Annotated in this window: 7 protein-coding genes; 1 reads left to right on the top strand and 6 read right to left on the bottom strand. The window is 71.8% G+C overall.

The features are described 5' to 3' along the window. Window positions 1-109 precede the first annotated feature (109 nt). A complete protein-coding gene (locus tag ACFV0Q_RS27645; RefSeq protein WP_385009073.1) occupies window positions 110-3004 on the bottom strand; it encodes a vitamin B12-dependent ribonucleotide reductase in 2895 nt (964 codons plus the stop codon). A gap of 143 nt (window positions 3005-3147) precedes the next feature. Then, on the bottom strand, window positions 3148-3660 hold the full coding sequence (gene nrdR / locus ACFV0Q_RS27640) for a transcriptional regulator NrdR (RefSeq protein ID WP_385009072.1): 513 nt from the start codon (window positions 3658-3660) through the stop codon (window positions 3148-3150). Between the two features lie 541 nt (window positions 3661-4201). Between nrdR and lexA the strand changes: the two genes are divergently transcribed. Further along, entirely contained in the window at window positions 4202-4993 is a 792-nt protein-coding gene (lexA, locus tag ACFV0Q_RS27635; RefSeq protein WP_030239576.1) for a transcriptional repressor LexA, read from the top strand. Window positions 4994-5106: 113 nt separating this feature from the next. Here lexA and ACFV0Q_RS27630 read toward each other — a convergent pair whose 3' ends face one another. The 4 genes from ACFV0Q_RS27630 to ACFV0Q_RS27615 all read right to left on the bottom strand — a co-directional run bounded on the left by ACFV0Q_RS27630 (window position 5107) and on the right by ACFV0Q_RS27615 (window position 11731). After that, complete coding sequence (locus ACFV0Q_RS27630) at window positions 5107-7077, bottom strand: ATP-dependent DNA helicase (protein ID WP_385009071.1); 1971 nt, start codon at window positions 7075-7077, stop codon at window positions 5107-5109. A gap of 52 nt (window positions 7078-7129) precedes the next feature. Continuing rightward, window positions 7130-8986, bottom strand: coding sequence for an IucA/IucC family protein (locus ACFV0Q_RS27625; RefSeq protein WP_385009070.1), 1857 nt, complete (start codon window positions 8984-8986; stop codon window positions 7130-7132). Window positions 8987-9145: 159 nt separating this feature from the next. Further along, window positions 9146-9856, bottom strand: coding sequence for a GNAT family N-acetyltransferase (locus ACFV0Q_RS27620; protein ID WP_385009069.1), 711 nt, complete (start codon window positions 9854-9856; stop codon window positions 9146-9148). A 30-nt stretch (window positions 9857-9886) separates the two neighbouring features. Then, window positions 9887-11731, bottom strand: a complete 1845-nt coding sequence (locus ACFV0Q_RS27615) for an IucA/IucC family protein (RefSeq protein ID WP_385009074.1) — start codon at window positions 11729-11731, stop codon at window positions 9887-9889. Window positions 11732-13311: the final 1580 nt, after the last annotated feature.

Raw genomic sequence — 13311 nt, 5'->3', positions numbered from 1 at the left:
GTTTCTGGGGCCAACGTTAAACCCCCCTCCGGGCGGGGCACCCCCCGCGGGGGGGGCCCCACCGCCCTGATCAGCCAGTTCCCTCAGGAATCAGCCGGGGTGTCCGGGATCAGCTGCAGCCGCTGGTGGAGCCGCAGCCCTCGCAGATGTAGCAGGAGCCGGCGCGCTGCATCTTCGTACCGCAGGAGAAGCAGAGCGGGGCGTCGGCGGAGACGCCGAGCTGCATCTCGACGAGTTCGGCGTTGGAGTGCGCCGTCTTCGGGGCCGGGACCTGGACGATCTCGACCGGCTTCGGGGCGGAAGCGGCCGGGACCGCCGCGAGCGGCGCCGACTGGGCGAGGGACTCGGTGTCGAGCTCCTCGTCGAGCGGCTCGTAGGAGCCGGTGTCGAGGTGGCGCTGACGCTCCTCGGCGGAGTGGATGCCGAGGGCCGAGCGGGTCTCGAAGGGCAGGAAGTCGAGCGCCACGCGACGGAAGATGTAGTCGACGATCGACTGCGCCATCCGCACGTCCGGGTCGTCCGTCATACCGGCCGGCTCGAAGCGCATGTTCGTGAACTTCGCGACGTACGTCTCCAGCGGGACGCCGTACTGCAGACCGACCGAGACGGCGATGGAGAAGGCGTCCATCATGCCCGCGAGGGTCGAGCCCTGCTTGGACATCTTCAGGAAGACCTCGCCCAGACCGTCGTCCGGGTAGGAGTTGGCCGTCATGTAGCCCTCGGCGCCACCGACCGTGAAGGAGGTGGTGATGCCCGGGCGGCCCTTGGGGAGGCGCTTGCGGACGGGGCGGTACTCGATGACCTTCTCGACGGCCGTGCGGATGGTCTCCTCGGCCTTCTCGGTGATCTCGGTCTTCTCCTCCTCCTTCTTCTTGGCGGAGAGGGGCTGACCGACCTTGCAGTTGTCGCGGTAGATCGCGAGCGCCTTGACGCCCATCTTCCACGCCTCGAAGTAGATCTCCTCGATCTCCTCGACGGTCGCCGTCTCCGGCATGTTGACCGTCTTCGAGATCGCGCCGGAGATCCAGGGCTGGATCGCGGCCATCATGCGCACGTGGCCCATCGCGGAGATGGAACGCTCGCCCATGGCGCAGTCGAACACCGAGTAGTGCTCGGTCTTCAGGCCCGGGGCGTCGACGACCACGCCGTGCTCGGCGATGTGGGCGACGATCGCCTCGATCTGCTCCTCCTGGTAACCCAGGCGGCGCAGGGCCTGCGGGACGGTGCCGTTGACGATCTGCATCGAGCCGCCGCCGACGAGCTTCTTGAACTTGACCAGGGCCAGGTCCGGCTCGACACCGGTGGTGTCGCAGGACATCGCGAGACCGATGGTGCCGGTCGGCGCGAGGACGGAGGCCTGGGAGTTGCGGAAGCCGTTCTGCGCGCCGAGACGCAGGACGTCCTGCCAGGCCTCGGTGGCCGCGGCCCAGATGATGTTGTCGAGGTCCTCGGTGCGCGGCGCGACGGCGTTGGCGTCGGCGTGCTGCTTCATGACGCGCTTGTGCGAGTCGGCGTTGCGGGCGTAGCCGTCGTACGGGCCGACGATGGCGGCCAGCTCGGCGGAACGCTTGTACGCGGTACCGGTCATCAGCGAGGTGATCGACGCGGCGAGGGTGCGGCCGCCGTCCGAGTCGTACGCGTGGCCCGTCGCCATCAGCAGGGCGCCGAGGTTGGCGTAGCCGATGCCCAGCTGGCGGAAGGCGCGGGTGTTCTCGCCGATCTTCTGCGTCGGGAAGTCCGCGAAGCAGATCGAGATGTCCATCGCGGTGATGACCAGCTCGACGACCTTGGCGAAGCGCTCGGCGTCGAAGGACTGGTTGCCCTTGCCGTCGTCGTCGAGGAACTTCATCAGGTTCAGCGAGGCGAGGTTGCAGGACGTGTTGTCCAGGTGCATGTACTCGCTGCAGGGGTTGGACGCGGTGATGCGGCCGGACTCGGGGCAGGTGTGCCAGTTGTTGATCACACCGTCGTACTGGATGCCCGGGTCGGCGCAGGCCCACGCGGCCTCGGCGAGCCGGCGGAAGAGCGCCTTGGCATCGACCTTCTCGATGACCTCGCCGGTCATGCGGGCCCGCAGGCCGAACTCCGTGCCGTTCTCGACGGCCGTCATGAACTCGTCGTTCACGCGGACGGAGTTGTTGGCGTTCTGGTACTGGACGGACGTGATGTCGTCGCCGCCCAGGTCCATGTCGAAGCCCGCGTCGCGCAGGGCGCGGATCTTCTCCTCTTCCTTCACCTTGGTGGCGATGAAGTCCTCGACGTCCGGGTGGTCCACGTCCAGGACGACCATCTTGGCCGCGCGGCGGGTGGCGCCGCCCGACTTGATCGTTCCCGCGGACGCGTCGGCGCCGCGCATGAAGGAGACCGGACCGGAGGCGTTGCCGCCGGAGGAGAGGAGCTCCTTGGAGGAGCGGATGCGGGAGAGGTTCAGGCCGGCGCCGGAGCCGCCCTTGAAGATCATGCCCTCTTCCTTGTACCAGTCGAGGATCGACTCCATGGAGTCGTCGACGGCCAGGATGAAGCAGGCGGAGACCTGCTGCGGCTGGGGCGTGCCGACGTTGAACCACACCGGCGAGTTGAAGCTGAAGATCTGGTGCAGCAGCGCGTACGTGAGCTCGTGCTCGAAGATCTCGGAGTCGGCCGGGGAGGCGAAGTAGCCGAAGTCGTCGCCGGCCTTCGTGTACGTCTTCACGATCCGGTCGATGAGCTGCTTCAGACCGGTCTCGCGCTGCGGCGTGCCGACCGCGCCGCGGAAGTACTTGCTGGTGACGATGTTGACCGCGTTCACCGACCAGAAGTCGGGGAACTCGACGCCACGCTGCTCGAAGTTGACCGAGCCGTCGCGCCAGTTGGTCATGACGACGTCACGGAGCTCCCAGCTCACCTCGTCGTACGGGTGCACGCCTGGGGTGGTGTGGATGCGCTCGATACGCAGGCCGCCCTTGGCGGCCTTGGTCCCCTTGGCGCGGGAACCACGTGCCGAGCTGCTCGCCGTCTCTGTCATGCCAGGCCTCCCATATGCGGGCAAAAACGCCCTAAAGTGCCAGCGTTATTCCGCGGCACGGTGCTGTGTCTTGTATCTACGTCTCTTCGCCGGGCAGACCGGCCGTGTCACGGTGCGTGAGCGCCGTGGCGCAGGCCGTCCGGTCAGTCGGCGGCGGAGGCGGGCGCGGGGACCGGAGCGGTCCCACCGCACTCGCACTCTTCGGGGTGAGGCCGCGGCTCGCGCAGTTCCGCGATGGCGGTCTCGAAGTCTTCAAGGGTGTCGAACGCCCGGTAAACGGATGCGAACCGCAGGTACGCGACGAGGTCGAGCTCCTGCAACGGACCGAGTATGGCCAGACCCACGTCGTGGGTGGTCAGCTCGGCACTCCCGGTGGCGCGCACCGCCTCCTCGACCCGCTGGCCGAGCTTGGCGAGGGCGTCCTCGGTGACCGGCCGCCCCTGGCACGCCTTGCGGACGCCAGAGATGACCTTGGTGCGGCTGAAAGGTTCGGTCACCCCGCTGCGCTTGATCACCATCAGCGAGGCCGTCTCCACCGTCGTGAAGCGACGGGAGCAGTCGGGGCACTGACGGCGCCTGCGGATCGACGTTCCGTCGTCCGTGGTGCGGCTGTCGACCACGCGACTGTCGGGATGCCTGCAGAAGGGGCAGTGCACGGTTCCCTCACCCTTCCTTTGGCACGACTGAATCACCCCACGGAGCCCCTGAACGGCGGAGACGGACTCTGCCGGGGGCTCGTGAAGCAGCCACCAGCATATGCGATGTCGGGGGCCTCAGCGGACCGAGGACCACAACTTCTGGGCGGCAGCGCTCATCCAACCACTAGATCTTGGGTTGGCCCGGATTTACGCCGCTCCGCGTGTCGCGGTGTCCGATGGCCGGATACGGGGGCTCCCGCTGCCAGACTGGGCGTGAACCCGGGAGGTGGCGATCCAACCGGGAAGGGTACCGTAAGCAGCGGACGCGGAGCCGAACCCGCGTTCGGGAAACCGGCCGGCCGGACACCCCGCCGCCGGCCTCCGGACCGGGAGTCATCGCCGGTCACGCGCATCGGTCGGCCACGCAAGCCGTCCATACACCCACCGATCTAACCCAGGTGGGCGATCCGCGATTTTTCACTCGAACGTGTGTTTGGCGCAACCTTTCGAAAGCAACTACCGTTGTCCAGCTAGGGAGACCATTTCGAGAGGGGCCGACGTGACCACGACCGCAGACAGTGCCACCATCACTGCCCAGAACCGCTCCCAGAGCCGACTCGAGCCGGTGCATGCCATGAACGACGCAAGTCTGAACCCGGAGGCGGAGCCCGTACGCCCCGCACGCTCGCTGCCAGGGCGGCCTCCAGGCATCCGCGCCGACAGTTCCGGGCTCACGGACCGGCAGCGGAGGGTCATCGAAGTCATCCGGGACTCCGTGCAGCGCCGGGGGTACCCGCCGTCGATGCGGGAGATCGGCCAGGCCGTCGGCCTCTCCAGCACCTCGTCCGTGGCCCACCAGCTGATGGCCCTGGAGCGCAAGGGCTTCCTGCGCCGCGACCCGCACCGGCCCCGCGCCTACGAGGTACGCGGCTCGGACCAGCCCAGCTCGCAGCCCACGGACACCACCGGAAAGCCCGCCGCGTCCTACGTGCCCCTCGTCGGCCGGATCGCGGCCGGCGGCCCGATCCTCGCCGAGGAGTCGGTGGAGGACGTCTTCCCGCTCCCCCGGCAGCTGGTCGGTGACGGCGAACTGTTCGTGCTCAAGGTCGTCGGCGACTCGATGATCGAGGCCGCGATCTGTGACGGGGACTGGGTCACCGTCCGTCGCCAGCCTGTCGCGGAGAACGGCGACATCGTCGCCGCGATGCTCGACGGCGAGGCCACCGTCAAGCGCTTCCGGCGCGAAGACGGCCACGTCTGGCTGCTCCCGCACAACGCCGCGTACCAGCCGATCCCCGGCGACGAGGCGACCATCCTCGGCAAGGTCGTCGCGGTCCTGCGACGGGTCTGACCCCCGCCGCACCCCTGCCAGCTCCGGGACCCACTGCGCCGGTCCCGGAGCTGTTCCATGCCCGCGTGCGGAGCATCCCCGCGCGTGCGCTGCCCGCTCGCGTCGGAGCCGGGCTACTTTCCGTCTGCCTGCGCGGTCGCGTCGATGGCGGCCAGCGAGCGGCGGACCTGGTTGCGGTCCGTGGTGTACCAGAAGTCGGGCAGGGTCGCCCGCAGGAAGGTCCCGTACCGGGCGGTGGCCAGGCGGGGGTCCAGCACCGCGACGACCCCCCGGTCGCCGGAGGCCCGTACGAGTCGGCCCGCGCCCTGCGCCATGAGCAGCGCGGCGTGGGTGGCCGCGACCGCCATGAAGCCGTTGCCGCCGTGTTCCTCGACCGACTTCTGGCGCGCGCTCATCAGCGGGTCGTCGGGCCGCGGGAAGGGGATGCGGTCCATGATCACGAGCTGGCAGCTGGGACCGGGGACGTCCACGCCCTGCCACAGCGACAGGGTCCCGAACAGGCAGGTCTTCGGATCGGCCGCGAAGGCCTTGATCAGCTCGCCCAGCGTCTCCTCGCCCTGGAGGAGGATGGGGTGGTCGAGCCGCCCGCGCAGCTCCTCGGCGGCGGCCTTCGCGCCGCGCATCGAGGAGAAGAGGCCGAGGGTGCGGCCGCCTGCCGCTTCGATCAGCTCCGCCAGCTCGTCCATCATGTCGCCGCGGGTGCCTTCGCGGCCCGGGGTGGCGAGGTGCTTGGCGACGTAGAGGATGCCCTGCTTGGGGTAGTCGAAGGGGGAGCCGACGTCCAGACCCCGCCACACCGGTACCCCTTCACCCTCGACGCCCTCCGGGGCGAGGCCCATGGATGCCGCGACCCCGTTGAAGTCGCCACCCAGCTTCAGGGTGGCGGAGGTGAGGACCACCGAGCGGTCCTCGAACAGCTTCTCGCGCAGCAGACCGGACACCGAGAGCGGTGCGACGCGGAGGGTGGCACCGAAACGGTCGTGCCGTTCGTACCAGACGACGTCGTACTCGGAGCCGTTCGTGATCCGCTCCGCCACGCCGTGGACGCTCTCCACCGCGGCCAGTGCCTGCTTGCGCACGGCGTCCTCGTCGTGGACGGACTTGTCGCGGGTGGCGCCGATCGCGGAGATCACGTTGCGGGCGGCGTCGCGCAGGGCCATCAGCGCGTAGCCGAGGTCCTCGGGGATCTCCTCCAGGCGGCCGGGGAGTGCCAGCTCCATGACCCGCTCGAAGGACTCGGCGGCGGTCTGGAGGGAGTCCGCCGTCTTCTCGTCGACCAGCTTGGCCGCGCGCTTCACGGCCCGGTTGACCTGGCCGGGGGTGAGTTCTCCGGTGGCGACGCCGGTGACGCGGGAGACCAGCTCGTGGGCCTCGTCCACGATCAGTACCTCGTGCTGCGGCAGGACCGGGGCGCCCTCGATCGCGTCGATGGCGAGCAACGCGTGGTTGGTGACGACCACGTCGGCGAGCTTGGCCCGCTCTCGGGCCGCTTCCGCGAAGCACTCGGCGCCGTACGCGCACTTCGTGGCGCCCAGGCACTCCCGGGAGGAGACGGAGATCTGGCTCCAGGCCTTGTCGGAGACGCCGGGGGTGAGGTCGTCGCGGTCGCCGGTCTCCGTCTCGTCCGCCCAGTCGCGCAGGCGCAGCAGGTCCTTGCCGAGCTTGCTGGTGGGGGTGGCCGCCTCGAACTGGTCGAAGAGGCCCTCCTCCTCGTCCTGCGGCGCCCCTTCGTGGAGGCGGTGCAGGCACAGGTAGTTCGACCGGCCCTTGAGCATGGCGAACTGCGGCCGACGGCGCAGCTGCGGCTGCAGCGCCTCGACCGTGCGCGGCAGGTCGCGCTCGACGAGCTGGCGCTGGAGGGCCAGCGTCGCGGTGGCCACGACCACGCGCTCGCCGTGGGCGAGGGCCGGAACCAGGTAGCCGAGGGACTTGCCGGTGCCGGTGCCGGCCTGGATCAGCCGGTGGGAGTTGTCGTCGATCGCTTCGGCGACGGCTTCGGCCATGGCCACCTGGCCGGGCCGCTCCGTGCCGCCGACGGCGGAGACGGCGGCATGCAGCAGGTCGGGGAGGGAGGGCTTCGTCATAGCAATGCCAACCCTACGGGGCGCCACCGACAGCGGCCGCATCCGAGTCCGGTCACGGCTGGTGCAGGGGGTTGGGCACGGTGCCGTGGACGACGGCGCGCGGGCGGTCGGGGCTGTCGCGGTAGCCGTCCTCGTGGAGGCGGTTCCGGTTCAGGCAGAGCCGGTCGATGCGCTCGCTGAGCAGGTCGAAGAGCTGGTAGCGCTCCTTGAGCTCCGGGAAGCGCGATGGGTGGCGGAGGATCTCCGCCCGTACGAGGGACCAGAACTCGGTCTCCGGAACGCCGAGGCGGTCCTCGCAGACGGCGGAGAGGTAGCGGAAGACGCCAACGAAGAGCCCGGAATGGATGAACTGGGTCAGGAAGGCGGGCGGCTCGCTGGGCAGGGCCGCGCGGACGGCGTCGGGCAGGGAGGCGTGTTCGGGCAGCGGCCGGCGGCTGATGGTGACCTCGCTCACGAAGTCCTTGATCGCGAGTCTGACGGGGACGTCGTTCTCGTCGAAGATCACGATCGTGTTCTCGCCGTGCGGGGAGAAGACGGTGCCGTAGCGGTAGAGGAAGTGGAGCAGCGGGGGCAGCAGGGCCGCGAAGAGCCGCTGGAGCCAGACGCCGGGGGTGAGCCCGGAGCGCGCGATCAGTTCGGCGGTGAAGGAGCGGCCGCGCGGATCGGTGTGGAGGAGGGAGGCGAGGGTGCGGGCGCGTTCGCCCGGGGCCAGGTGACCGGTGAGGGGCTCGCGCCAGATCGCTCCGAGGAGCTCCCTGTACTGGTACGGGACCTCGGGGAGCTGGTCGTAGACGGGGTGGCGGACGGTGACGGAGGCGACCTCGCCGAGCAGGACGACCCCGCATTCCTCGCGCAGGAAGGGGTCGGCGTCGCGGAGGGAGTGGAGCCAGGCGGTGACGGCGGGGGCGGCGAGGGTGTGCTCGCCCGGCAGGCCGCGCCAGACGGTGGTGTTGAGGATGAAGAGCGGCAGTTTGACGGTGAGCCGGTCGGGGCGGGTGAGGTTGAGGAAGGTGCGGACCGACTGCTGCGGAAGGCGCAGGTCGGGATCCGCGGGCAGCGGGACGAGCGCGCCGGAGGCGAGGGCGGGGGCGAAGAGGGGGAGCACTATCTCGTCCCACTGCCACGGGTGGACGGGGAGGTAGAGGTAGCCGCGGGGGTCGAGGCCGCGGTCGCGCAGTGCCTGGTCGAAGACGGCGCGGGTGACGGAGTCGAGCTCGGCGGAGTAGAGGCGGCCGGGGTCTTCCAGGCCGGCCGTGCCGCGGTATTCGGCGAGCGAGGTGTGGACGGCGAGCCAGGGCAGCCGCTGGCGGACGCGGGCCTCGGGGGCCCAGGCGGCGGTGTCGGCGGCGGAGAATCCGATGCGTCCCTTGTTGAGGGCGAGCCAGGGGTGGCCGGTCTGGTGGCCTTCGAGCTCGGCGTAGTCCAGGTCGGCGAGGACGTCGGCGGTGAGCGCGTGGTGGTCGATGCGGGCGTCGGCGGCGAGGGTGGCGCTGAGCTCGTGGACGAGGTGGCCGAGGGTCGAACCGTCGAGGCCGAGGAGGGTGCGGGCGCGTACCAGGAAGGCGTACGGGTCCCCGAAGGCGGTCGGCGTGGCGGTGTCGGGGGGCGCCGGGGTGAGGGTGATGGTGTCGGGGGTCACCTGCCAGCTGCCGTACGAGCGTCGGCGGGCCCGGAAGCCGAGGCTGCTGCCGTCGTCGAGGGTCAGGGTCCAGGCGTCGCCGGCGGCGGCCGGGGCGGGCACCGGGCTGATGATCTCCTCGTACGCGAACTCGCCGAGCATCTTGGCCAGGAGCCGGCGGGCGGCGAAGTCCCAGGCCGGGCGGTTGAGTTCGGGCGGCGTGCAGGGGTGCTGGGGGGACGGCGGCACGGCGGGCCCGGCGGAGTCTGGGGCTTCGGGGAAATTCGGCACGGGACTCCTCGGTGATCGGGAACTTTGCTGCGTGACGCAGAGTTTTCGAAGGGAGAGGCGTTGGACGACCGGAGCTCGGAAGGGCGACTCGAAAGGGGACTCGATGGGGAAGGGGTCGGCGGCGTCGACAGCGTTGACGGCCGGGGTGCGGCGCGGCGATCAGAGGAGATTGCGCAGCGAGCGCTCGCGGATCATCAGGGCGGCGCGCTTCTCGGGGAGTTCGATTTCCGCGGAGTAGCGGAAACCGGCGGTCAGGAAGGCTGATACGGAGGGGGTGTTGCGGATGTCCGGTTCTGCGATGACGCGTGTGCAGCGGGGTCGGTGGTCGAAGACGAGGTCGGCGACGGCGCGCAGCAGTGTGGTGCCCAGGCCCCGGCCGCGGTTGGTGCGGTCTCCGATGAGCAGGTGGATACCGGTGTCGTGGGGGCGCGCCGGGTAGTGCCGGGAGAGGGGGTCGAGGTCGGCCCGGTAGATCTCCCAGTAACTCATCGGGGAGCCGTCGAGGAGGCCGAGGCAGGGGATGCTGCGGCCGTCGGCGTCGAGCTGGGCCCGGAGGTGGGCGGCTGTGACGGTGGCGGGTCCGGCCAGCTCCCAATAGGCGGCCACCTCGGGGTCGTTCATCCAGCCGGTGAGGATCTCCAGGTCCCGGCCCGGCCGGACGGGTTCGAGGCGGAAAGTTCCGGCCGGGGTGGCGGCGGCGCCCCAGGCGGCGGGTGAGTCGAGGAGGTCCGCCTCGGCCAGGAGCGGCAGCAGGGCGGCGGTGAGGCGGGGTTCGGTGGGCCGGTAGAGGCCGGGGCCGGTGGTGGAGGCGGTGAGGCGGACGGGGGCGAGGCCGGCGTCGGGTCCGGCGGTCGTGTCGGTGGAGGGCATCGGGCTCTTCTCCGTGTCGGTGGGAGCGCGTCAGTCGTGAAGGGGGTTGGCGATGGTGACGTAGACGGACTGGGTGTCGACGGGTCCCACGAGCTCGTCGAGGCCGCCCAGGCGGGTGAGCAGGTTCGCCTTGCAGCGGAGGGTGGGTGAGTCGAGCAGCTGCGCCGGGACGGGGCCGAGGCCCGCGGCCTTGCCGAGGAAGCGGCGGAAGGCGGCGAGGAGTACGCGTTCGTCGGCGAGGCGCTGGGATCCGAAGGCTCCGATGAGGCCGAGCACGTTGTTGATGCCGAGGTAGTAGGCGAAGCGTTCGTCGGTGACGGCATCGCTGACGAAGGTGTCGCTGGTGGTGCCGATGCCGGGGAGGCGCTGATCCAGTTCGGCGCGCCGGGACTCGCGGAAGTAGTAGCCCTGGTTGTCGCGGAAGCGGCCGCCGACGGGCCAGCCGGACGGGTCGAGGAGGACCAGGGTGTTCTGCTGGTGCGCTTCGAGGGCGATGCCGGCGAGTGCGTCGAAGGCGAGGACCGGCAGGACGATGTGGTCGAGGTAGCGCAGGAACCACTCGGCGGCCACGGCGGAGGTGGGGCGTCCGGTGGTCACGGCGAGGCGGGAGACGGCCTCGGCGAGGCGGGAGCGCATCGTGGTCCGGCCGGGCCAGGGGCGCGGTGAGGTGAGTGCGGCGACGCAGACGGCGTCGTCGTCGGAGCGGAAGGGGTTGTGGCGCAGCAGGGCGTCGAGTCCGGGAACGGGGGTGCCGTCCGGGGCGTCGACGGCGACCCAGGCGGGGTCGCGGACGATGTCGAAGCCGGGGTGGGCCGCCCGCCACTGCTCGGCGAGGCCGGTGCGGAGCAGTCGGTGCACTTCGACGCCTCGGTGCAGTTCCTTGCGGAGGTTCTCGCGGCGGGAGTTGGTGATGCGCACGCCGAGGGAGAGCTTGAGCATCGCGGGGGCGCCGGGGCGGTGGACGGTACGGACGGAGGAGGTGGGGTACCAGGGGGCGCCGTGGGGGCCCAGGTCGGTCAGGAGTCCGGCGTCGCGGAGAGCGGCGACGGCGGGGCGCTGGAGGAGGTCGCGGGCCTGCCAGGGGTGGAGGGGAAGGGCGGTGGTGCCGGCCGGCTGTGGGAGTCCGGGGGCGAGCCGGGTGAGGAGCTGGGCGGCGGAGACCTGGCGGCCCCGTTCGGTCCAGGCGGAGTCGGTGGCGAGCGCGGTGGGTGCGACGGCGATCCAGTGCAGGGGGAAGGAGCCGTGGAGTTCGGGTGAGTAGTGGCGTACTTCGGCTTCGGAGAGTCCTTCGCGGCTCTTCGGGTCCGGCTGAAGGGGGTGGCCGAGGAGGAGGGACTGTTCGGCGGTGAGGAAGCGGTCCCCGGCGACGGGGGCGGGGGCGTCGGGGCGTTGGCGGCGGTCGGCGATGAACTCGGTGGTGCGGCGCACCGAGTCGGCGACCCGGCCGACGAGGTCGGCGCCGCCGCGGCCGGTGCCCTCGCGGGCGATGAGGGCCGCGAGGGTGACGGCGTCCAGGGCGGGGGCGTGGGCGGGGGCGCCTTCGAGGCGGGCGGGGGCGAAGCGGTGCCAGCCTGCCGGAGACCAGTGGCGAACGGGGACGAGCAGGGCGACGCCGGATGCGGGGAGGGGGATGCGGAGCAGGGTTCCGACGGGCCCGTCGGGGCGGCCGATGCGGCTCTCGCGGACCCAGCACCGCAGCAGGTTCTCCGTCGTCGCGGCCTCGGCGGCGACGGCCGGGTCGGGGTGGTCCAGCAGGTCGGGCAGCACCGTCGGTTCGGGGCCGACGGGTCCGGTCCCGCCGACGCGGGGGCGTACGGTGCCGTCCTTCTGCCGCGGCACGGTCGCACCGGCCCCGCCGGCGGGCTCCCGCCTCACTCCTCCGGGCGCCGACAGGGGTGGCGTGGCGGCTTCGTGCGGTGGCGTGCGGGCGGTGTCCCCGGTCTCGTGCGGAGCCGTCCCGAGAGGTGTCGCGGCCTCGTGCGGAGCCGTGCGGGTGGTGTCCCCGGCTGTCCGGTCCTGCGGCCCCTCACCGTGAGCCGCCGGTCCTGTCTGCCCCGAGCCTGCTCCCGCCGAGCGCGGCGCGGTACCGGTACCGGCTCCCGGCACGGGGTCCCCCGTACTGGCCGAGTCCCGGGCTGGTGCGGGCCTCGGCGGGGTGAAGGCGTGGCCGTCCGTGCCCGGGTGGCCGTCCGGGGTGGAGTCCGGCCCGGACGCCGGGTCGGGCTCGGGGAGGGCCGCGCTCGGGGCCACCGGCGCTCGGCCGAGGGGCGCGGACTCCGCGATCGGGGCCGCCGGATCGGTTGGTCCGAGCCCCGAACGAGCGGGCAGCGCCGTCTCCGGTGTGACCGCCGACCGGCCGAGGGGGTGGTCCGCCCGCAGCAAGGCAACACCCTCCGGGGTAACCGCGCCCTCCTCCGGTTCGGGGGCCCGAAGCGGGACACCACCCTCCGCCGGGACGGGAGCCCTGAGGGGGGCCGCACCCCACGGGGTGATCGCACGCGTCGCCGGAGCAGAGACGTCCACCCCGGCCGGGCCCACCGAAGCGGCCTCCTCCTCCGCCGGAGCGGCCGCCCCGCGTGGGGTCGCATCCGCCGTCGGCGAGAACGCTCTGAGCTCGGTGGCATGCATCGGAGTGGGCAGCTCATGTGCCGAGGTGGGGGTCAGGAGGGGGCCCGAACCTGTCCGAGCAACCGCCTGGCCCTCGGAGGTATCCGCCCGGAGCTGAGCCGAACCCGGCTGGGAGGTCGCCACCTCCAACGAAGGTTTCGTCTGCTCGGGGGCGACGCCCACCGGCGTACCAGCGCCATGCGCCGGGGCAGGGGTCGGCGATGGGTCCGCGCCCGCTGCGCCCTCCGCCGGGGCACAGGCCCAGAGCGAGGCCGGACCCGACGGGGTGATCACACCCGTCGCCGGCTCTGGGGCCCGCCCCGGGGCCTGAACGGGCGGGCTGACCGGCTCCTCCGCCTGCGCGTCCGGCCGGAGCGGGGCGACACCCATCGGGGTTGCCGCCTCCCGCATCGGAGCGGGGCCGCTGAGCGGGGATGCGGGCAGCCGGGGGGCCGCTGTCTCCCGCCGAGATACCGCCCAGAACGGTGCGGTCGCCGTTGGGGTGGCCGCCTCCTGCGTCGGAGCGACGCTGCTGAGCGGGGATGCCGACGGCGGGGGGGCCGTTGTCTCCTGCGGAGATTCCGGCTGGAGTTGGGCGGTGGCCGTTGGGGTGGGAGCGGGAGCCCTGAGAGGGGATGGGGGCGGCTGGGGGGCCGTTGTCTCGCGCCGAGATTCCGGCCGGAGCGCGGCAGCGGCCGCTGGGGTGGGCGGCTCCGGCGTGGGGGCGCTGAGCGGGGGCGCAGGCGGCTGCGCGGCCTATGTCACGCGTCCGGATACCTGCCGGAGCGGGGTCTGGGACATAGAGGGCTCAGAACTCTGGGGCGGGGTGGGGGCGCTGAGCGGGCGAG

The organism is Streptomyces sp. NPDC059564, from assembly GCF_042735575.1.
GTDB lineage: Bacteria > Actinomycetota > Actinomycetes > Streptomycetales > Streptomycetaceae > Streptomyces.
This window is presented reverse-complemented; position numbering and strand designations above follow the sequence as displayed.